This window comes from Burkholderia sp. FL-7-2-10-S1-D7 (genome assembly GCF_001524185.1).
GTDB lineage: Bacteria > Pseudomonadota > Gammaproteobacteria > Burkholderiales > Burkholderiaceae > Burkholderia > Burkholderia diffusa.
Genome location: NZ_LOWY01000017.1, coordinates 68,085 through 88,345, shown reverse-complemented (window position 1 = coordinate 88,345; position 20,261 = coordinate 68,085). Strand labels below are relative to the sequence as shown.

17 protein-coding genes are annotated in these 20,261 nt (G+C 68.7%); 2 read left to right on the top strand and 15 right to left on the bottom strand.

What is annotated here, in order from left to right; genetic code table 11:
- Positions 1-2: 2 nt before the first annotated feature.
- The 14 genes from WS75_RS09245 to WS75_RS09180 all read right to left on the bottom strand — a co-directional run bounded on the left by WS75_RS09245 (position 3) and on the right by WS75_RS09180 (position 17,605).
- Positions 3-1,151, bottom strand: a complete 1,149-nt coding sequence (locus WS75_RS09245; protein WP_059680208.1) for a porin — start codon at positions 1,149-1,151, stop codon at positions 3-5.
- 66 nt (positions 1,152-1,217) lie between these two features.
- The gene (gene mhpT / locus WS75_RS09240; protein ID WP_059680207.1) at positions 1,218-2,423 is read right to left on the bottom strand and encodes a 3-(3-hydroxy-phenyl)propionate transporter MhpT; all 1,206 of its coding nucleotides are present in this window, start codon (positions 2,421-2,423) and stop codon (positions 1,218-1,220) included.
- Positions 2,424-2,565: 142 nt separating this feature from the next.
- Positions 2,566-4,473, bottom strand: coding sequence for a feruloyl-CoA synthase (locus tag WS75_RS09235; RefSeq protein ID WP_059680206.1), 1,908 nt, complete (start codon positions 4,471-4,473; stop codon positions 2,566-2,568).
- Positions 4,470-5,918 (bottom strand): aldehyde dehydrogenase, encoded by a 1,449-nt coding sequence (locus WS75_RS09230; protein WP_059680205.1) that lies wholly within the window; start codon positions 5,916-5,918, stop codon positions 4,470-4,472. The genes WS75_RS09235 and WS75_RS09230 overlap by 4 nt, the downstream gene beginning before the upstream one ends.
- 47 nt (positions 5,919-5,965) lie before the next feature.
- Positions 5,966-6,796, bottom strand: a complete 831-nt coding sequence (locus tag WS75_RS09225; RefSeq protein ID WP_059680204.1) for a p-hydroxycinnamoyl CoA hydratase/lyase — start codon at positions 6,794-6,796, stop codon at positions 5,966-5,968.
- A 231-nt stretch (positions 6,797-7,027) separates the two neighbouring features.
- Entirely contained in the window at positions 7,028-7,543 is a 516-nt protein-coding gene (locus WS75_RS09220) for a MarR family winged helix-turn-helix transcriptional regulator (protein ID WP_059680203.1), read from the bottom strand.
- A gap of 171 nt (positions 7,544-7,714) precedes the next feature.
- On the bottom strand, positions 7,715-8,614 hold the full coding sequence (locus WS75_RS09215; RefSeq protein ID WP_059680202.1) for an SMP-30/gluconolactonase/LRE family protein: 900 nt from the start codon (positions 8,612-8,614) through the stop codon (positions 7,715-7,717).
- Between the two features lie 51 nt (positions 8,615-8,665).
- Positions 8,666-9,685 (bottom strand): L-arabinose ABC transporter permease AraH, encoded by a 1,020-nt coding sequence (araH, locus tag WS75_RS09210; protein ID WP_059680201.1) that lies wholly within the window; start codon positions 9,683-9,685, stop codon positions 8,666-8,668.
- Between the two features lie 32 nt (positions 9,686-9,717).
- Positions 9,718-11,259 carry an L-arabinose ABC transporter ATP-binding protein AraG gene (gene araG / locus WS75_RS09205; RefSeq protein ID WP_059680405.1) on the bottom strand — a complete coding sequence of 514 codons (1,542 nt, stop codon included), beginning with the start codon at positions 11,257-11,259 and terminating at the stop codon, positions 9,718-9,720.
- 20 nt (positions 11,260-11,279) lie between these two features.
- Positions 11,280-12,293 (bottom strand): arabinose ABC transporter substrate-binding protein, encoded by a 1,014-nt coding sequence (locus WS75_RS09200; protein ID WP_059680200.1) that lies wholly within the window; start codon positions 12,291-12,293, stop codon positions 11,280-11,282.
- Positions 12,294-12,376: 83 nt separating this feature from the next.
- Complete coding sequence (locus WS75_RS09195; protein ID WP_059680199.1) at positions 12,377-13,306, bottom strand: Gfo/Idh/MocA family protein; 930 nt, start codon at positions 13,304-13,306, stop codon at positions 12,377-12,379.
- Between the two features lie 24 nt (positions 13,307-13,330).
- Positions 13,331-14,260 (bottom strand): dihydrodipicolinate synthase family protein, encoded by a 930-nt coding sequence (locus WS75_RS09190; protein WP_059680198.1) that lies wholly within the window; start codon positions 14,258-14,260, stop codon positions 13,331-13,333.
- A gap of 50 nt (positions 14,261-14,310) precedes the next feature.
- Positions 14,311-15,669, bottom strand: coding sequence for an MFS transporter (locus WS75_RS09185; RefSeq protein ID WP_059680197.1), 1,359 nt, complete (start codon positions 15,667-15,669; stop codon positions 14,311-14,313).
- A 184-nt stretch (positions 15,670-15,853) separates the two neighbouring features.
- Positions 15,854-17,605 (bottom strand): IlvD/Edd family dehydratase, encoded by a 1,752-nt coding sequence (locus tag WS75_RS09180; RefSeq protein ID WP_059680196.1) that lies wholly within the window; start codon positions 17,603-17,605, stop codon positions 15,854-15,856.
- Positions 17,606-17,719: 114 nt separating this feature from the next.
- Here WS75_RS09180 and WS75_RS09175 point away from each other — a divergent pair, with 114 nt between their 5' ends.
- Positions 17,720-18,670, top strand: a complete 951-nt coding sequence (locus WS75_RS09175; RefSeq protein ID WP_059680195.1) for a LysR family transcriptional regulator — start codon at positions 17,720-17,722, stop codon at positions 18,668-18,670.
- A gap of 116 nt (positions 18,671-18,786) precedes the next feature.
- Here WS75_RS09175 and WS75_RS09170 read toward each other — a convergent pair whose 3' ends face one another.
- Positions 18,787-19,263, bottom strand: a complete 477-nt coding sequence (locus tag WS75_RS09170) for an OsmC family protein (protein ID WP_059680194.1) — start codon at positions 19,261-19,263, stop codon at positions 18,787-18,789.
- A gap of 94 nt (positions 19,264-19,357) precedes the next feature.
- Between WS75_RS09170 and WS75_RS09165 the strand changes: the two genes are divergently transcribed.
- The gene (locus tag WS75_RS09165) at positions 19,358-19,999 is read left to right on the top strand and encodes a GntR family transcriptional regulator (RefSeq protein WP_059680193.1); all 642 of its coding nucleotides are present in this window, start codon (positions 19,358-19,360) and stop codon (positions 19,997-19,999) included.
- The last annotated feature ends 262 nt before the right edge of the window (positions 20,000-20,261 follow it).

Sequence of the window (20,261 nt, the reverse complement as noted above, 5' to 3'; positions counted from 1 at the left end):
ATTCAGAACATGTGCCGCACGCCGACCATCGCGCCGAGCTGCCCCATCCCAGCGCCGGGCGTCGTGCCGGGCCCGCCGCCGCTGACCGCGTAGCGTGCATGCGCGCTGTTCCACAGATACGACGATTGCGCGTAGACCGCCGTGCGCTTGGTCAGCAGATAGGTCGCGCGCAGCGTGGCCATCGTTGCGCGCGTGTCGTGCGCGCTGTTGACGATCCGGTAGCCTTCGCCGTCGACGAGGAGGTCGGGCTTGATCGCATACGACGCACCGACGAAGAACAGGTCCGAATGCGCGCCGGGCGCGGCCGGCGAACCGGTCGACACGCGCCTGCCGATCCAGCCCGCGCCGATCTTCGCACCGGCCGCCTGCGCATACGCGCTCACGTGCGTGCGCGCGTCCTTGCCGCCGCTGCTCGTGAAGGGAACGGGCGCCACGCCGTCGAAGAAGTTCGCGGCCGCGCCGGTGCCGCCGCGCTGCTCCTCGTACGACGCCGCCGCACCGAAATACGCGCTGTCGTACTTGAGCATCACCGACCAGTTGCGGCACTGGACGGCATCGCCCGGCACCTGCCCCGCGCACGTGCCCTGCCCCGGCGAGTTGCCGGTGCCGGCGCCGTCGCGGCCGAACGAATATGCGGCGCCGAGCGTCACGCCGCGATACGTGCCGAGGTAGGTCACCGCGTTGTCGGCGCGGCCGTTCGGCACGTATGCGTCGAACGAGCCGAGCCCGTAGATGTCGGGGCCGATGATGTCCGCGCCCTGCAGCGCGAGATAGGTCATCGTGTACTGGCGGCCGAACGCGAGCGTGCCGAAGCCGCTCTTCAGCCCGACGAACGCCTGCCGCCCGAACAGCCGGCCGCCCTGCCCGAGATCGCCGCCGCGCACGTTGAAACCGCTTTCGAGCGTGAATACCGCCTGGTAGCCGCCGCCGAGATCCTCGGTGCCGCGCAGGCCCCAGCGCGACGGCAGTTCGCCCGTCACGCCCGGCATGCGCACGACGTGGTCGCCGGCGGCGTTCGCGTGCGACACGAACTCGACGCCCGTATCGATGATCCCGTACAGCGTCACGCTCGACTGCGCGTGCGCAACCGGCGCGGCCAGCGCGCAGCATGCGCCGGCGGCCAGCAGGCCGTTCCTTGTCTTCGTCTTCATTGCGTTGCGTCTCCAGACCTTGGTGAATTGCGCGCTCTGACGGCGCGCATGGATAAAAACGAAACGTCAGTCGTTCGCTTGCGGGCGGCGAATCAGCACCAGCGCGGCGACGGCCGCGACGAGCGTGACGGGGATGCTCGCACCGATCACGACCGGCGCGCTGCGGCCGGCGGCCAGCAGCGTCGCGGCTGCGAGCGGCCCGACGACGGAACCGAGCCGGCCGACTGCCACCGCCGCGCCGACGCCGGTGCCGCGCATCGCGGTCGGGTAATAGATCGCCGCGAGCGCATACAGCACCGACTGCCCGCCGACCACGAACATCCCCGCCGCGAACGCGGCCGCGGCGAGCGACGCGAAGCCGGGCGCGGCCGCGAGCGCGGCGAGCGACAGCACGATCCCGACATACATGCCGCCCACCACGCGCGACGCGCGCATCCGGTCGAGCGCCGCGCCGATGCCGAGCGCGCCGAGCCCCGCGCCGACGTTGAACGCGATCTGCACGAGGCCGACGTGCGCGCGATCGAGCCCGCGCGAGGCCATCAGCGACGGCAGCCAGTTCAACAGGAAGTAGAGGACGATCAGCGTGCAGAAGTAGCTGACCCACAGCGCAACCGTCGACGTCGTGCGGCCGTCGCCGAACAGCGTGCGCGCGACGCTGGTGCGCGCGGCCGGCGTGCCGGCGACGTCGAGATACGCGCGCGATTCCGGCAGGAACAACGCCAGCAGCGGCACGAGCAGCAGCGGCCCCACGCCGCCGACGTAGAAGATGTGCCGCCATTCGGTGTCGCCGGCAAGCAGCACGCCGATCAGCGACGCGATCACGCCGCCGAACGGAATGCCGCAGTACATCGTCGCCACCGCGCTGCTGCGCGAGCGCGGCTCGACCGCTTCGGACGACAACGCGATCAGGTTCGGCATCGCGCCGCCAAGGCCGATGCCGGTCAGCACGCGCACGACGACGAGCATCGCGAAGGTCGATACCTGCGCGGTGGCGATCGACAGCAGTCCGAACAGCACGGCCGACGCGATCAGCACGCGCTTGCGTCCGATCCGGTCGGCGAGCCGCCCGCCGAGCATCGCGCCCGGCAGCAGCCCGAAGGTGCCCGCGCTGAACGCGATGCCCATCTGCGATACGGAAAGCCCGAATTCGCGCGCCATGCGCGGCGCGGCGACGCCGACCGACTGCAGGTCGAGCCCTTCGAGGAGTGCGATCGCGAAACACAGCGCGAGCGTGGTCGCGACCGTGGGTTTTTCGGCAACGTAAGTGTTCATCGTGTCTCCAGTCCCATGTCTTGTAATCGGTCGGCCTGCACCGGCCGACTTTATCAGGCAGCCTGATTCACTGGCCGCAAGAATGCCTGCCGGTATCGTGGCCGGCAGGTCGTTGTTCCTGCTTGCTTCGGTTTGCTTCTGCTTACGCGTAAATCACGTCGGGATCGCGTCGCGCCGGGTCGTACAGCGCGTCGATCGTCGCCGCGCGATGCTTCTGCACGGCCGCCTGGTTCAGCGAACCCTTGTCGGTCACTTCACCGAGATCGAGCGACGGCGGCGTGTCGATCAGCCGGATGCGCGCGACGAACGTCGAACCGCCGCTTGCATGCCGGTTCAGCCCGGCGAGCCATGCTGCGAACGCCGCGCGCACGGCCGGCGCGCGCAGCACGTCGGAAACCGGTGCATCGGCAGCGAGCCCCGCCAGCGCACGGCACGCGTCGATGCGCGGAAACACCAGCAGCCCGATGTCGTCGCGATTGATCCCGGTGACGACCACGTCCTGCACGTACGGTGCGCCGCTCGACACCGCGTTCGCGCGCAACGGCCCGACGCTGACGAAGGTGCCGCTGCTCAGCTTGAAATCCTCGGTCAGCCGGCCGTCGAACAGCAGCCCGAGTTCCGGCCGCGCCGGATCGGCGAAGACGCCCGCGTCGCCGCTGCGGTAATACCCCTCTTCGTCGAACACGTCGCGCGGATCGACGTCGGCATGCCAGTAGCCGCGCATCACGTTCGGCCCCTTGAAGCGCAATTCGTGCTTGCCGCCGCACGGCACGAGCTTCGCGTCGCAGCCGGGCGCGGGCAGCCCGATATAGCCGGCGCGCATCAGCGGCCCGGTCGTGAACAGGCACGACGGCGACGCCTCCGTCATCCCGAGGCCGGCCATGATCCGGATGCGCTCGCCGCAATGCGCGTCGGTCACGCGGTCGAGCCGGTCCCACGCGGCCTGCGACAGCCCCGCGCCGCCGAAGAAATACAGCTTCACGCGCGAGAAAAACGTGTCGCGCAACACGGCATCGCGCTCGAGCGCGGCCGTCAGCTCTTCCCAGCCCTTCGGCACGTTGAAGTAGATCGTCGGCGCGATCTCGCGCAGGTTGCGCACGGTTTCGTCGAAGCGGCCCGGCATCGGGCGGCCGTCGTCGATGTACAGCGTGCCGCCGTTGTACAGCGCGATGCCGAGGTTGTGACTGCCGCCGAACGTGTGATTCCACGGCAGCCAGTCGACCAGCACCGGCGGTTCGCGCGTCAGCTCGGGCATCGTCTGGCGCAGCATCTGCTGGTTGCTGCACAGCATCCGGTGCGTGGTCGGCACGGCCTTCGGCTGCTTCGTCGAACCCGACGTGAAGAGGATCTTCGCGAGATGATCGGGGCCGATCGCTTCATGGATCGCGTCGATCGTGCGCGGGACGGTCGCGAGCAGGCGCGACAGCGGCACGACGCTGCCCGCCGCGCCGGGCTCCGCATCCGCATCGTTCGCGACGATCAGCGCCGCATCGGCCGGCAGCGTCGCGTCGAGCGCACGCGCAAACGGCGCGCGTTCGGCGACGAACACCGCGCCCGGCCGCAGCACGCCGAGCGTGTGACGCAGCTTGCCGTAGTCGGTCGACACCAGCGAATACGCGGGCGAGATCGGCGCATAGGGCACGCCGGCCAGCATCGCCGCGAACATCAGCTGCAGATGCTCGAGATCGTTGCCGGACAGCACCGCGAGCGGCCGCTCGACCGACAGCCCGAGATCGACGAGGCCCTGGCCGAGCGCGCGGGCGCGTTCGAGCATCTGCGCGTAAGTGATCTCGATCCAGCGGCCGTCGGCGCCGCGCCGCGCCGCGAGCACGCGGTCGGGATGCGCGTGCGCGCCGCGCACGAGGCAGTCGGTCAGGCGCGTCGGGTAGTCGCCGAGCGGTTCGCGCGAGCGCAGGTACCACGTGCCGTTTTCCGCGCGACGAATTTCGGCCGAGCCGACCGCGACGGCCGCCGCGCGATAGCGCACGCCGCCCGTGTCGTTCGCCGGCCCGCTCGCGGGCGTCGCAACATTCATCGTCGGCTCGCTCATATCGGGTAGTGACGCGGTGTGGTCTGCACGGTGATCCAGCGCAGCTCGGTGAATTCGGCGATCGACGCGCGACTGCCGAAGCGGCCGTAACCGCTCGCCTTCGTGCCGCCGAACGGCATCTGCGCTTCGTCGTGCACGGTCGGCCCGTTGATGTGGCAGATCCCCGATTCGATCCGGCGCGCGACCGTCATCGCGCGTGCGATATCGCGGCTGAACACGCTCGCCGACAGCCCGAACTCGCTGTCGTTCGCGAGCGCGACCGCTTCGTCGTCGCTGTCCGCGCGCAGGATCGCCACCACCGGCGCGAACGATTCCTCGCGATAAAGCCGCATGTCGCGCGTGACGCCGTCGACGATCACGGGCTGCATCGTCGCGCCCTCGATCCGGCAGCCGAGCGGCAGGCGCGCGCCGTGCGCACGCGCATCCTCGACGAGCGACGCGGCACGCGCGGCTGCGGCCGCATCGACCATCGTGCCGAGCGCATGGCCCGCCAGCGGATCGCCGGCGACCAGCGTGCGCGCCTTGTCGGTCAGCCGTTCGACGAGCGCATCGGCGACCGGCCGCGCGGCGATCACGCGCTCGGTCGACATGCAGATCTGCCCCTGGTTGAAGAACGCGCCGAACGCGATCGCGTCGACGGCCGCATCGAGATCGGCATCGTCGAGCACGAGCACCGGCGCCTTGCCGCCAAGTTCGAGCAGCACGGGTTTCAGATGCGCGGCCGCATGGCGCGCGATGATGCGCCCGACGTGCGTGGACCCGGTGAAGTTGATCCGCTTCACGTGCGGATGCGCGATCAGCCGCTCGACGAGTTCGGGTGCGTCGGCCGCCGCGTGCGTGATCACGTTGACCACACCCGCGCCGAGCCCGGCCTCATCCAGCACCGCGCCGATCAGCGCGTGCACGCCCGGGCACGCTTCGGACGCCTTCAGCACGACCGTATTACCGCACGCGAGCGGCATCGCCAGCGCGCGCGTGCCGAGGATCACGGGCGCGTTCCACGGCGCGATGCCGAGCACGACGCCGCACGGCACGCGCATCGCGAGCGCGAGATTGCCGGGCACGTCGGACGGGATCACGTCGCCGTCGATCTGCGTCGTCATCGACGCGGCCTCGCGCAGCATGTTCGCCGCGAGCGTCACGTTGAAGCCGAGCCAGCCGGGTGTCGCGCCGGTTTCGGCCACGCCGGTCGCGATGAACGCGTCGATGCGCGCGTCCATCAGGTCGGCCGCCTTCAGCAGCCGGCGGCGCCGTTCGGTCGGCGCGAGCGCCGCCCATGCGGGGAACGCGCGGTGCGCGGCATCGATCGCCGCGTCGGCGTCGGCCAGGCCGGCCGCCGGCGCGCGCGACGCGAGCGCGCCCGTCGCGGGGTTGAATCGGTCGAAGGTTCGGCCGTCGCGGGCGGTACACCACTCGCCGGCGATCAGCATCCGTCTGTCGGTCATGTCGTCTCCTGCCTTGCCTGTCTCTGTCGATTGCGTCGGCGCTTGTATCAGCGCTTGTATGCCTGCAGGCCCGGCTTGATCGTCTTGTCGTCGAGGAACTGCTTCAGCCCCTGCTCGCGGCCGCGCTCCGGATCGCGCAGCTGCGCCTGGTCGAGCTTCGCATACAGGTAATCCTCGCACTGCTCCCACGTGAGTTCGCGCGAACGCTTGAAGCCGTGCTTCGCCGCGCGCAGCACGACCGGGTTCTTGTCCATCAGCCGCGCGGCGAGCGCGATCGTCGCGTCGCGCAGGCCGGCCAGCGGCACGCTGCTGTTCACGAGGCCCATTTCAGCGGCCTGCACGCCGGTGAACGTGTCGCCGGTCATGATGTAGTGCAGCGCGCGGCGATGCCCGACCGTGTCCGCCATCGCCTTGCTGACGAGGTTGCCCGGCGGGATGCCCCAGTTGATTTCCGACAGCCCGAACACCGCTTCGTCCGCCGCGATCGCGAGGTCGCACGCGACGAGCGGCGAGAATCCGCCGCCGAAGCACCAGCCGTTCACCATCGCGATCGTCGGCTTGTTGTACATCCGCAGGCGGCGCCACTGCCACTCCGATGCGTCGCGCCGCACCTTTTCCTGCAGCGCGTCGGAGCCGCCGTCGATCTCGCGGAAATATTCCTTCAGATCCATGCCGGCCGTCCACGCGGCGCCCGCGCCGGTCAGCACCAGCACCTTGGCCTCGTCGTCGAATTCGACCGCGTCGAGGACTTCCAGCATCTCCCGGTTCAGCGTCGGGCTCATAGCGTTGCGCTTTTCGGGGCGGTTCAGCGTGACCCACGCGATGCCGGCCTCCACCTTCACTTCAACGGTCTGCCAGCGGTTGTCGTACTTGCTCATGTCTGTTCCTGTCGTTCGTTCCTGTGCGATTCGGTGCGCAGCATTCCTGCTGCGGACGGCTTCATTTAATATCAGGCTACCTGATATTGCAAGCGGCATGAGCGCCGGTGTAAACCCGGAGCGGAATGCGGCGGCAACGATGAAATCGGGGAACGGTCAGGCGACCGGCGAGCCGGCGGGAAAGCGAACACGGGCCGCGCGGGCCCGTGTCGTGGCGGTTCGGGAAATAGGTCAGCCGCGCAGGTTGCGTGCGAACAGCTCGAGCGCGCGCTGCACGCGCGTGGCGTCGTCGATGGAGACGTCGCCGAGCATCCGCGTCTCGAGCGGACGCAGCACGGCTTCGCATTCGCGCAGCATCGCCGCGCCTTCGTCGGTCAGCGTCAGCAGGATGATGCGGCCATGCGACGGGTCGGCTTCGCGCGTGACGAAACCGCGCGCGGCCATCACGCTCATGACCTCGTTCGCCGATTGCGGCGTGATGAACGAGCGCTCCGCCAGCTGCGCGTTCGACGACGCGCCGCGTGCCTCGAGCACCGACAGCGCCGTGTATTGCGCGAGCGTGATGCCGAGCGGCGCGAGCGCGTCGGTCATGTGGCGACGCAGCAGCCGTTCGAGACTGCCGACCACGTAGGTCAGGCGCTGCGGCACGCGGGCCTTCGGCTTGTCGCCCGTCGCACGGGCGGCATTCTTCGCGGCGTTCTTCGCGGCGTTTTTCGGGTTCGCGGGCTTGGTCGGTGCGGAACTCATGGTGCGGGCGAGATGGAATTGCGGGCCATCTTACCAGCACGTCGGGGCGCGAACGGCGTGCTCCAGCCAGCCGGACTGCCACCGTGTGCGCGTGCATGCGCGGCAGACCGCGCGCCTGATCGCCTGGCGCGCCGCGTCAGACGCATCCCATGAACGGGATCCGATACGCGGTCAGCCGCGCGGCGCCCCCGCGAATCGCGCGGTCGGCAGCCCCATGTAGCGCGTCCGCGCGACGAATACGCCGCCGGCATGCGCATCGCTCGCCAGCGCGTCGTCGCTCAACCCGACACGGGCGCTCGTCACATAAAGCCGGCCTTCGCCATCGAGCGTCACGCAGCTCGGCTGCGCAGTCGGCACGGTAACGCGGTCCGTCTCGACGCCGTCCGGCCCGTAGCGCACCACCCGCCGGCCGCCCCACTGCGCGTTCCACAGGCCGCCGTCGCGATCCATCGTCGAGCCGTCCGGGTCGCCGTCCGCATCGGTCAGTCGCGCGAACGGCCGCACATTGGCTACGTCGCCGCCCGCGCCGTAATCGCAGATGAGAATCTTGCGCACCATCGAATCGCAGAAGGTCATCTTCGTGCCGTCCGGCGAGAACGCGATGCTGTTCGCGATCGCCGCCGCCGGCAACGCAAGCCGGTCGAGCGTGAGGTCCGGATTGAGCCGGTAGAAGCCGCCGACTGCGCGCGGCGGGTCGCCGCCTTCGTCCTTCATCCCGAACACGAACGCGCCGAACGGATCGCAGCGGCCGTCGTTCAGGCGTGTCGGCAGATCGGGTTCGACGTCGACTATCCGCGTGAATGCGCCGCTGCGCAGATCGAAGAACGCGAGATGCGTCGCGAGCCCGACGAGCAGCACATTCGGCTCGTTCGTCAGCGCGAAGCACGCGAGCCGTTCAGGCATCGGCCACTGCGCGAGGTCCGCGCCGTCCGCGCGGCAGCGCCACAGCCGCGCGCCTTCGATGTCCGTCCAGTACAGCGCGTGCGTCGCGTCGCACCACGTCGCGCCTTCGCCGAGCGTATTGCGGCTGTCGACCAGCAGCGCCGCCGCGCCCGGATGAATCTGTTGCATGCCGTCTCCCGATGTCTGTCGCCTTCGCGGGCGGCCGCGCGTTCGTCAGGGTCAGATCTTCATCGCGCGCCGCTGGTTGCGACGATACTGGTCGAACAGCACCGCGAGCAACAGAATTCCGCCGCGTATCAGATATTGGTAAAAGGTCGGCACGTTCAGCAGGCTCATCGCGTCCTGCACGGAACCCATGATCAGCACGCCGACCAGCACGCCGGAAATCGTCGCGACGCCGCCCGTCAGCGACACGCCGCCGAGCACGCACGCGGAGATCACGCCGAGCTCGAGGCCGACGGACGTTTTCGGATCGCCGAGGCTCATCCGCGACGCAAGCATCACGCCGGCGAAGCCGGTCACGAGCCCCTGCAGCACGAACACCGCGATCTTGATGCGCATCACCGGCAGCCCCGCGAGCAGCGCGGCCTCGCCGTTGCCGCCGACGGCCAGCACGTTCTTGCCGAACACCGTCTTGCGCAACAGGAAGCCGAACACGACGAAGCCGACGATGTTGCTCCAGATCGGATACGAAATGCCGAGGAACGACCCGCCGCCGAGCTCGAAGAAGCGCTCCTCCGAAATCATCACCGCGTCGCCGTTCGACGTGATGAACGCGAGCCCGCGCACGACTTCCATCATCGCGAGCGTGACGATCAGGGAATTGATCCGCCAGCGCGCGATCAGCACGCCGTTGACGAGCCCGACCGCACCGCCCGCGAGCACGCCGGCCGCGATGCCGAGCACGACGCTGTGCGTCGCGGTGATCAGCGTCGACGCGACGACGCCCGAGAACGCGACGATCGACGCGACCGACAGGTCGACTTCGCCGAGCGCGAGCACGAACATCATCGTCACCGCGATCGAGCCGATCAGCGTGACCGACAGCAGCAGGCCCTGGATGTTGCGCGGCGTGAGGAAGTCCGGCACGGTCAGCGACAGCGCCGCGAACAGCACGAGAAACACCATCACGATGCCGGAACGGTTGATCAGCTGCCACACGCCGCCGCGCGCGCGTGCGGGCACGGCGGCGGCATCGGGGGACGGGGAAGTGCGTTGGGGTTGCATTGCCTGGCTCATTTCATTTGCATCCGGTTGATCGTTGCGGGGCGCTAGCGCGGCAGCGCGAGCTTGATCAGCGCGTCGGGCGTCGCCTGCGCCTTCGCGACCTCGCCCGCGATCCGTCCTTCCTTCATCACGATGATCCGGTCCGACACGCCGATCACCTCGGCCAGGTCGCTCGACACGAGGATCACCGTGCGGCCCGCTTCCGCGAGCTCGTAGAACAGGTTGTAGATTTCCGCGCGCGCGCCGACATCGATGCCGCGTGTCGGCTCGTCCATCAGGAACACGTCGATGCGCTCGGCCAGCCAGCGCGCGAGCACGACCTTCTGCTGGTTGCCGCCCGACAGCGCGCCGATCGGCGTGTCGCCGTCGCGGGTCTTGATCGCCAGCCGCTCGATGTAGCGTTGCGCGAGCTCGCGTTCACGCCGTGCGTCGAGCAGCATCCGCGCCGGGCTGAAATGCCGGCGCGCGCTGATGTTCAGGTTGTCGGCCACCGACGCGATCGCGACGATGCCTTCCTGCTTGCGGTCTTCCGGGCACAGCGCGATGCCGGCACGCACCGCGTCGCGCGGGCTTGCGAACGCGACGCGACGCCCGTTCAGCTCGACGTGCCCCGCACTGGGGCGCGCGGCGCCGTACAGCAGCTTCATCAGCTCCGAACGGCCCGCGCCGACGAGCCCGAAGAAGCCGACGATCTCGCCGCGCCGCGCGGTGAACGACACGGGCTCGGACAACCCGGGCCCCGCCAGCCCTTTCGCCTCGATCAGCACGTCGCCGGCCGTGCGCGGCCGGTAGCCGTACACGTCCTCGATCGAGCGGCCGACCATGCAGCCGATCAGCCGGTCGCGATCGAGATCGGCGACGGATTCGAACGTGTCGATGCGGCGGCCGTCGCGAAACACGGTCACGCGGTCGCACAGTTCATACACTTCCTCCATCCGGTGCGTGACGTAGATGATGGCGCGGCCTTCCGCGCGCAACGCGCGGATGATGCGGAACAGCTGCGTCGTCTCGCGCGCGGACAGCGAGCTGGTCGGTTCGTCGAACGCGATCACGCGCGCGTCGCGCATCAGCGCCTTGCCGATTTCGATCATCTGGCGCTGGCCGATCGACAGATATTTCACCGGAATGCCCGGATCGATGTGCTCGCCGAGCCGCTCCAGCGCATCGAGCGCGCGCACGGCAAGCGCACGTTCGTCGACCACGCCGAGCCGGCTCGGCAACTGGCCGAGCATCAGGTTCTCCGCGACCGTCAGCTCGGGCACCAGATGCAGCTCCTGGTAGATGATCGCGATGCCGGCCTCGAGCGCCGCGCGCGTCGACGCGAAACGCTGCACCGTGCCGTTCAGCGTCAGCGTGCCGGCCTGCGGCTGGTTCACGCCGGACAGCACCTTCAGCAGCGTCGACTTGCCCGCGCCGTTCTCGCCCATCAGCCCGTGCACTTCGCCCGCGCGCACCGACAGCGACACGCCATCGAGCGCGCGCACGCCCGGGAACGTCACCGTGATGCCGTCGAGCGCGAGCAGCGCGCCGCCGGCAGTGGCCGCGTCGTCGTTGCCGGACACGGCCGTCATCGTCTGCATCGTCATCGCGTCGTCGCCCCGCACGCTCAGATGCCGAGCTCGGCGCGCACGGCCTGCCAGTTCGCGCGCGTCATCAGCTTGCCGCTCGTCTGCGTGTCGGCGGGCGGCGTCTTGCCGTTACGGATCCAGTCGACGAGGTTCTGCGTGCTGTCCTTGCCGTGGTTCGTCGAGCTGACCGCGATCGTCCCGTAGAAGCCGGTCGGTTCCTTCTTCTGGAATTCGGCGAACGCCTCGCCCGCGCCGTTGATGCCGACGCCGATCACGTCGGCCGCCGGGATGTGCAGCTGTTCGGTCGCGCGCACCGCGCCGAGCACGGTTTCCTCGTTCAGCGCGAAGACCACCCATTTCTTCACGTTCGGATGGCGCGAGAGCACCGGGAAGGCCGCCTCGAGGCCGCCGCTGTCGTCGGTCGTCTTCTGCGGCGCGTCGAAGATGTTCTCCTTGCGGAACCCGTTCGCGAGCAACGCCTGCGTCGCACCGTCGGTGCGCAGCTTCGCCGTCGGCAACTCGTAGTTGGTGATGCGCAACGCGCCGACTTCCTCAGGCTTCCAGCCGCGTCGCTTCATCTCGTCGGCGATCGCCTGGCCGACCTGGTTGCCGATCTTGGTCGCCGACATCCCGAGGTGCGGCACGTTTGTGAGCGGCTTGCCGGTCGAGTCGACGAGCTGGTCGTCAACCGTCACGAACTTCATGTTGTAGCGCTTCGCGCGCGCGGCGATCGCCGGCCCGAGGCGCACGTCGGGTGCGCAGATCACGAAACCCTGCGCGCCTTGCGAGTTGAGGTTGTCGATCGCGGCCAGCACCTTCTCGCCATCCGGCGTGCCGATCTTCACGACCGAGAAGTTTTCCTTCTGGCCCAGCGCGGACGCCGCGTTCTGCTCGTTGATGAACCATGCCTGCTCGGGCATCTTCACCAGGAAGCCGATCTTCAGCGGCGCGTCGGCGTGCGCGGCGCCGTGCATGCCGAGCGGCGCAATGCACAGCGCGGCCAGCAACGCGCGCAGGGTGTGTCGGCGAAGCGTTCGGTTCGTTCGGTTCATGCGGTGTCTCCTTGTCTGTTGGCTGGGGTCTTCGATACTCGTCGCGCCGGGTCGCGCTCGCTGTGGCGCGCGCCGGCCCGGTGTCAGCGGCCGAACGCGTCGGTCCCGACGCGCCGCCCGAACAGGAATGCGTCGGCGACGAGCCGCAACGGCCGGACGTCGACATCGCTTTCGCCGCGCGCGATCAGCGTGCGGAAATGCGCATACAGCGCCGGATACTCGCGCTCCGGCCCGATCTCGACCGGCGCGCCGTCGATCGACAACTGCGCGCCGCCGCGGCTGATCGCGAGCACGCCGTCCGACGTGTCGACCGCGATCTCCCACTGCTCGACCGGGCCGTGGCGCCAGTCGAATTCCGCACGCACCGGCACGCCGCCCGTGTCCGCGCAATCGAGTTCGGCCGCGATCGGCATCTGCGCGTCGCTCGGCACATAGAGCGTCGCTTCGCGCAGCACGAGTTCGCGCGGCAGGATCCGTGTGACGATCGACAGCGCGTTGATGCCTGGATCGAACACGCCGAGGCCGCCCGGCTCCCAGATCCACTGCTGCCCCGGATGCCAGCGTCGCACGTCCTCCTTCCAGCGCACCTGCACCGCGCGGATCGTGCGCGTCGCGAGCCATGCCCGCGCCGGCTCGACCGCGCTCGCGCAGCGCGAGTGCCAGGTCGCGAACAGCGTGAGGCCGCGTTCGCGCGCGAGTGCGTCGAGCGCGGCCACTTCGCCGAGCGTCGCGCCCGGCGGCTTCTCGAGCATCACGTGCTTGCCGGCTTCGAGCGCGGCGCGTGCCTGCGCGTAGCGAACCTGGGGCGGCGCGCACAGCGACACGGCATCGAGGTCGCGCTCGGCGGCCAGCAGCGCGGTCAGATCCGGATAATTGCGTACCCCGTTGACCTCCGCGTGACGGCTCGCGCAGGCGGTCAACACGAAGCCCGGCTCGGCGGCGATCGCCGGCAGATGCTGGTCGCGCGCGATCTTGCCGATCCCGATCACGCCCAGCGAAATCACCTTGCTCATTTGCGTTTCTCCTTCGCCATTCGCTCAGCGCGCCCAGCGCAGCACGAGCGGATCGAGCCGGCGCGCGATCGCGATCAGCTCCGCGCGCGTGTCCGGGTGCAGTTCCGGCATCGGATGCCGCGGCCGCTCGCACGCGATCACACCGCCTTCGCGCATCAGCGCCTTCGCGGTCAGGATCCCGGACTGGCGGTTCTCGTGATTGATCAGCGGCAGCCACGCCTGATAGCGCGCGAACGCATCGTCGTGCCGCCCTTCGCGGAACGCTTCGAGGATCGGCCGGATGCCGTCCGGGAACCCGCCGCCCGTCATCGCGCCGGTCGCGCCCGCATGCAGGTCGGCGAGCAGCGTGATCGCCTCCTCGCCGTCCCACGGCCCTTCGATCGCGTCGCCGCCGAGCCGGATCAGCTCGCGCAGCTTGTTCGCCGCACCGGGCGTCTCGATCTTGAAGTAAGCGACCTGCTCGATCTCGCGTGCCATCCGCGCAAGGAACGGCGCGGACAGCGCGGTGCTGCTCGCGGGCGCGTCCTGGATCATGATCGGGATGTCGATCGCATCCGACACGCGCGCATAGAAATCGAAGATCTGCGCTTCGGGCACGCGGAACGTCGCGCCGTGATACGGCGGCATCGCCATCACCATCGACGCGCCGAGCTGCTGCGCGCGCAGGCTGCGCGCCGCGCAGACCTGCGTGCTGTAATGCGATGTCGTGACGATCACCGGCACGCGGCCGGCGACGTGCTCGAGGATCGTGCGCGTGAGCGCGTCGCGCTCGTCGTCGGTGACCGCGAATTGCTCGGAGAAGTTCGCGAGGATGCACAGGCCGTCGGAGCCTGCGTCGATCATGAAATCGACCGCGCGCTTCTGGCTCGCGAGGTCGAGCTCGCCGGTGTCGGTAAACGTCGTCGGGACGACGGGGAAGATGCCGCGATAGCGCGGTGTGCTGCTCGATGTCATGGTTCGGTCCTGCGTCAGTCGAAGCGGCGTTCAGCCGGAAAACAATGCGTTCAGGATTCGCCGGCGAACGCGCCTGCGGCCGGCTCGGGCGTGCGCAGCGCGGCGCGGACCACGAACGTCATCAGCACCGCGAACAGCAGCGTGGCCGCGAGAAAGTACAGGCCGGCCGCGAGACTGCCGGTCGATGCCTTGATCAGCCCGATCCCGTACGGCCCGAAGTAGCCGCCGAGATTCGCGAGCGAATTGATCGCCGCGATACCGACCGCCGCGCTCGTGCCGGTCAGGAATTCGCCGGGCAACGCCCACACGACGGCCTGGATCGAATAGAGCGAGAATGCGGTCAGGCAGATGAACATGAACTGCAGCGCCGGTTGCCGCACCCAAGCGCTCGCGGCCATCGTCACCGCCGCAGCCGCCGACACAACGACGATGTGCCAGTAGCGCTCGCGCTTGCGATCCGAATGGCGCGGCACGACGAGCAGGCCGACCACCGCGAACAGGTACGGCACCGCGGACAGCAGCCCGGTCGCCGCATCGCCAGTGCCGAATGCGTGGATGATCGTAGGCAGCCACAGCGACAGCCCGTAGATGCACAGCGGAAACGGCAGGAACAGCGCGGCGAGCAACAGCACCCGGCGGTCGCGCAATGCGGCGAGCGGATTGCCGTGCGAATCGGGGCGATACGTGTCGCGGTCGGCGGCGAGCTGCCGTGCGATCCAGCGGCGTTCGTCGTCGTTCAGCCAGCGCGCATGCGCGGGCGACTCCGGAAGCAGCCGCAGCGTGGGCCATGCGAGCAGCACGGCCGGCAGGCCGCTCACGACGAACAGCGTCTGCCAGTCCGACAGGCCGAACAGCCCGTGCGTGGACAGCAGCCAGCCGGCGAGCGGGCCCGTCACGATGCCGGCGAGCGGCTGCGCAAGCACGAGCAGGCCGATCACGCGGGCACGGTCGCGCATCGGGATCCATTGCGTGAGGAAGTACAGGATGCCGGGATAGAGGCCGGCTTCGGCCGCGCCGAGCAGAAAGCGCAGCACGTAGAAGCTGGTCGGCCCCTGCACGAGCGCCATCGCCATCGTGATCACGCCCCACGTCGCGAGGATGCGCGCGAACCACACGCGCGCGCCGAAGCGTCCGAGCGCGAGGTTGCTCGGCACCTCGCACAGGAAGTAGCCGATGAAGAACAGGCCGGCGCCGAGTCCGTACGCAGCATCGCCGAGGCCGATCGCCGCGTTCATGTGCAGCTTCGCGAAGCCGACGACGGTACGGTCGACGTAGGCGACCACGTAGATCAGCGCGAGGAACGGCACCAGCTTGCGCGTGAGCAGGCGGGTCAGTTGCCGTTCATCGACGGCTGCCTGCGAATCGGACTGTTCCGCCGCGCCGTGCGCGGGCGTGTACTGCGTCGTCATCCTGTCTCCTGTCGGTCTGCGTTAGCGCTTCGGCGCTTGCGTCCGTCTCATGCTTCGCGGTCTGTCTGCGTTTGCGCTTTAGCCCTTACGCAGCGCCTTCCTTCGCGCTCGACCACATCCAGTGCGTCACCTTGTTTCCCTCAGGCCCCGCCGACGTCCGTGTCGGTATGCACCTGCCCGCCGCTCAATGCGAATGGCTCGGCACGTCCGCGCCGCGCGTGCCGACCAGGAAGTCGAGGTCGCACCCCTCGTCGGCCTGCAGCACGTGATCGATATACAGCCGTGCGTAACCGCCCTTGCCGAGCTGCCCGGCCACGCCCGGTGCCGCGGCCGGATCGACATCCGACAGGCGGCGCTTCAGTTCGTCATCCGTAATATCGAGGTGCAGCGTGCCGGCCTCGCAGTCGAGCTCGATCCAGTCGCCGTTGCGCACCGCGGCGAGCGGCCCACCGGCAGCCGCTTCCGGCGCCACGTGCAGCACGACGGTGCCGTACGCGGTGCCGCTCATCCGCGCATCCGAGATCCGCACCATGTCCTTCACGCCCTGGCGCAGCAGCTTCGGCGGCAGGCCCATGTTGCCGACCTCGGCCATCCCCGGATACCCGCGCGGCCCGCAGTTCTTCAGCACCATCACCGAGCTCGCATCGATGTCGAGCGCTTCGTCGTTGATCGTCGCCTTGTAGTGCTCGAGGTTCTCGAACACCACCGCGCGGCCGCGATGCTTCAGCAGCTCGGGGCTCGCCGCCGACGGCTTCAGCACCGCACCGCGCGGCGCGAGATTGCCGCGCAGGATGCAGATTCCGCCGTCCGCGATCAGCGGCCGGTCGAGCGGGCGGATCACTTCGTCGTCGTAGTTCGGCGCTTCGCGCACGTTGTCCCACAGCGACTTGCCATTGACCGTCAGCGCGTCCGGATGCGGCAGCAGCCCGCCTTCGCCGAGCCGGCGCAGCACGGCCGGCAGCCCGCCCGCGTAATAGAACTCCTCCATCAGGAAGCGCCCCGACGGCATCAGGTCGACGATCGTCGGCGTGCCGCGGCCGATGCGCATCCAGTCTTCCAGTTCGAGCGGCACGCCGATGCGGCCCGCGATCGCCTTCAGGTGAATCACCGCGTTGGTCGAGCCGCCGATCGCCGCGTTCGCGCGGATCGCGTTCTCGAACGCGGCGCGCGTCAGCACCTTCGACAGCACGAGCCCTTCGAGCGCCATTTCGACGATGCGAATGCCGGACATGTGCGCGAGCACGTAGCGGCGCGAATCGACGGCCGGAATCGCCGCGTTGTGCGGCAGCGCGACGCCGAGCGCCTCGGCCATGCAGGCCATCGTCGACGCGGTGCCCATCGTGTTGCAGGTGCCGGCCGAGCGCGACATGCCGGCTTCGGCCGACAGGAAGTGGTGCAGGTCGATCTCGCCGGCCTTCAGCGCTTCATGCAGCTGCCACACGGCCGTGCCCGAGCCGATGTTCTTGCCTTCGAGCTTGCCATTCAGCATCGGGCCGCCCGATACGACGATCGCCGGCACGTCGCAGCTCGCCGCGCCCATCAGCAGCGCCGGTGTCGTCTTGTCGCAGCCGGCGAGCAGCACGACTGCGTCGATCGGGTTGCCGCGGATCGCTTCCTCGACGTCCATCGAGGCAAGATTGCGCGTGAGCATCGCGGACGGCCGCAGGTTCGATTCGCCGTTCGAGAACACCGGGAACTCGACCGGGAAGCCACCGGCTTCCGAAATCCCGCGCTTCACGTGCTCGGCGAGCTTGCGGAAGTGTGCGTTGCACGGCGTCAGTTCGGACCACGTGTTGCAGATGCCGATGATCGGCCGGCCGTCGAATTCGTGATCGGGAATGCCCTGGTTCTTCATCCAGCTCCGGTACATGAAGCCGTTCTTGTCGTTCGTGCCGAACCATTGGGTGGAGCGCAGCCTGGGTTTTGTTGCCGACATCGTCAGTCCTGTGGTGACGGGATACCGGCGCAGTCTAGGCAGAATTTTGATAACTCGCTAATGACGTTTTAGGCGATTACGATATCGATTCCGATATCAATATAAACCCGTACGATGACCGAAGCCAGCCCGTGGGGAAACCGCAATCGCCTGAAGACGCGCCAGTTGCTGCTGGTCGTCGCGCTCGCCGACGAAGGCAGCATTCACCGCGCGGCGGCCGCGCTGAACATGACGCAGCCGGCGGCGTCGAAGCTGCTGCGCGAGCTCGAGGAGTCGATCGGCGCCGTGCTGTTCGAGCGGCTGCCGCGCGGGATGCGGCCGACGCTGTACGGCGACGCGCTGATCCGCCACGCGCGCGCGGCGCTCGGCAGCCTCGACCAGGCGCGCGAGGAACTGGCCGCGCTGAAGGCCGGCCATCTCGGGCACGTGGCGGTGGGCGCGATCACGTCGCCGGGATTGCGGCTCGTGCCGCCGGCCGTCGCGGCCGTGAAGGGGACGCATGCGAACGTGCGGGTGTCCGTCGCGATCGACACGAGCAACGTGCTGCTCGAACACCTCGCGCAGGACAAGCTCGACATCGTGCTCGGCCGGCTGTCCGCCGAACACGACAAGCTGCACCTGCGCTACGAGCCGCTGACCGGCGAGCCGGTCGCCGCGGTCGTGCGGCCCGGCCATCCGCTGCTCGCGCAGGCGCCGCTGTCGCTCGCCGACGTGCAGCGCGCCGCGTGGGTGATGCCGCCGGCCGGCAGCGTGCTGCGCCATCGGTTCGAGCTCGTGTTCCAGCGCGCGAGCCTCGCGCCGCCGGCGAACGTCGTCGAGACGGCCGCGCTGCTGTTCATCACGCAGTTGATCGAGCAGAGCGACATGATCGCGGTGCTCGCGGAGGACGTCGCGCGGTACTACGCGCGACACGGGATCGTCACGGTGCTGCCGCTGGAGATGGACTGCCGGATGGACGATTTCGGGATCATCACGCGCACCGACCGGCTGCATTCGCCGGCCGTCGAGGTGATGGCCGACGCGATTCGGGTGGCTGCGCGGGAGGTTTACGGCGTCGCGCTGTGACGCGGCGACGGGGGGTGTGGCCCGCCCACGTTGACTTGTTCGAGCACGAAGCGCTGCGCCAGCGTTCATTGGTTGAGTCGTAGAAAAGCTTCATCGTGCTTTCCATCGCCAACGCGTCACGCGGCTGCAAACTCGATCACCGGTTCGCAACGGATCGGGAAGTTGACCGAATTCGCGATGTAGCACTTCGCGTGCGCATCGTGATGCAGGTGTTCCGCCCGCTCGCGATCGTCACCGGCCTGGATGGTCACGTGCGGGCGCAGCACGATTTCGGTAAAGCGCCCCTGCTCGGGGCTATCGAGCATCGTCCCTTCGGCGTCGTCGACATACGCGAGCACGCGGATGCCGGCTTCCGAGCAAAGATGCAGATACCACAGCTTGTGGCACGCCGAGGCCGACGCGAGTAGCAGATCCTCCGGATTCCAGCGCGCCGCGTCGCCGCGAAACGCCGCGTCCGACGAGCCCGGAATGTCGGGCTTCGAACCGGCGCGGATCACATGGTCGCGACCATATTCGCGATATCCCGACGTGCCGGTTCCGCGGTTGCCGGTCCACTCCACTGCCACGCGGTACTTGTGTTCGCCATGCGCCATCTCGCTCTCCTTCGATATCGGAACGTGAGGCCGCCATTGTGGCATCGGAATACCGTTTGGTATACCATTATTCCAAAATGAGGGACCCAACGGGATGGAAGCCAGACTTGATTCGACTGCGGACGCGGTGGCCGCATCGCTGCGAGAGATGATCGTCAACGGCGAACTGCAGGCCGGCGAGCGGCTCGTCGAGCGCGACCTCGCCGAGCGCTTCGGAATCAGCCGGATTCCGATGCGCGAAGCGATCCAGCGGCTGGAGCGCGAAGGGCTGCTGGAGATCTTCCGCAATCGCGGCGCGGTCGTGCGGATGCTGAGCCCATCCGACGTGCAGGAGATCTACGACATGCGCGCGCTGCTCGAAGGCGACGCGATCTATCGCAGCGTGAAGCGGCTCGACGACGAGACGCTCGCGCGCGCCGAACTCGTGCATCGGTTGCTCGGCGAATCCAATGTGCCGCACCGGCAAGGCGAACTGAACCGTGAGTTCCATGCGCTGCTGTATTCGTGCTGCGGCAACGAGCGGCAGTTGAAGGCGATCGCGGAGCTGCGCAGCCAGGTCGAACGATATGAGCGCCTGCAAGCCACGCTGCTCGCGGACACACCGTCGTTCCAGGTGGAGCACGAGGCGATCCTGCAAGCGTGCCGCGAGCGCAATGCACGCGGCGCCCGCGCGATGACTGCCGCACATCTCGAGTCGGCCCGACGCATCGTGTTGCAGCTCGTCGAAGGCGCGTGACGTCGGCACGTGTCCGGCCACGGTTGCGCGCGCAGTCAGCTGACCGATGCGGGCGGCCCGGTTCTTCGCACTTCCGAGGCGTGCTGCGCCCCAATGGACGGCGCAGCGCCTTATCCACCACTACCGTGAACCGCGCAAGTCGGTGAGCCGTCATTCGGTTCTCCGCGCACCGTTCCCGAATTCGCACGGCGCGAACAATAGCCGCTGGCAACTTCCCCGAATCCCAACACGTCTGTCTCGACGCTACCCGGCCAATCCGCTC

Coding starts and splice junctions, on each gene's coding strand:
- WS75_RS09225 (WP_059680204.1), bottom strand. CDS start 6,796: ATGAGCAAGTACGACAACCGCTGGCAGACCGTTGAAGTGAAGGTGGAG.
- WS75_RS09185 (WP_059680197.1), bottom strand. CDS start 15,669: ATGACGACGCAGTACACGCCCGCGCACGGCGCGGCGGAACAGTCCGAT.
- WS75_RS09175 (WP_059680195.1), top strand. CDS start 17,720: ATGACCGAAGCCAGCCCGTGGGGAAACCGCAATCGCCTGAAGACGCGC.
- WS75_RS09200 (WP_059680200.1), bottom strand. CDS start 12,293: ATGAACCGAACGAACCGAACGCTTCGCCGACACACCCTGCGCGCGTTG.
- WS75_RS09180 (WP_059680196.1), bottom strand. CDS start 17,605: ATGTCGGCAACAAAACCCAGGCTGCGCTCCACCCAATGGTTCGGCACG.
- WS75_RS09195 (WP_059680199.1), bottom strand. CDS start 13,306: ATGAGCAAGGTGATTTCGCTGGGCGTGATCGGGATCGGCAAGATCGCG.
- WS75_RS09230 (WP_059680205.1), bottom strand. CDS start 5,918: ATGACCGACAGACGGATGCTGATCGCCGGCGAGTGGTGTACCGCCCGC.
- araG (WP_059680405.1), bottom strand. CDS start 11,259: ATGACGATGCAGACGATGACGGCCGTGTCCGGCAACGACGACGCGGCC.
- WS75_RS09235 (WP_059680206.1), bottom strand. CDS start 4,473: ATGAGCGAGCCGACGATGAATGTTGCGACGCCCGCGAGCGGGCCGGCG.
- WS75_RS09165 (WP_059680193.1), top strand. CDS start 19,358: ATGGAAGCCAGACTTGATTCGACTGCGGACGCGGTGGCCGCATCGCTG.
- WS75_RS09245 (WP_059680208.1), bottom strand. CDS start 1,151: ATGAAGACGAAGACAAGGAACGGCCTGCTGGCCGCCGGCGCATGCTGC.
- mhpT (WP_059680207.1), bottom strand. CDS start 2,423: ATGAACACTTACGTTGCCGAAAAACCCACGGTCGCGACCACGCTCGCG.
- WS75_RS09170 (WP_059680194.1), bottom strand. CDS start 19,263: ATGGCGCATGGCGAACACAAGTACCGCGTGGCAGTGGAGTGGACCGGC.
- WS75_RS09190 (WP_059680198.1), bottom strand. CDS start 14,260: ATGACATCGAGCAGCACACCGCGCTATCGCGGCATCTTCCCCGTCGTC.
- araH (WP_059680201.1), bottom strand. CDS start 9,685: ATGAGCCAGGCAATGCAACCCCAACGCACTTCCCCGTCCCCCGATGCC.
- WS75_RS09215 (WP_059680202.1), bottom strand. CDS start 8,614: ATGCAACAGATTCATCCGGGCGCGGCGGCGCTGCTGGTCGACAGCCGC.
- WS75_RS09220 (WP_059680203.1), bottom strand. CDS start 7,543: ATGAGTTCCGCACCGACCAAGCCCGCGAACCCGAAAAACGCCGCGAAG.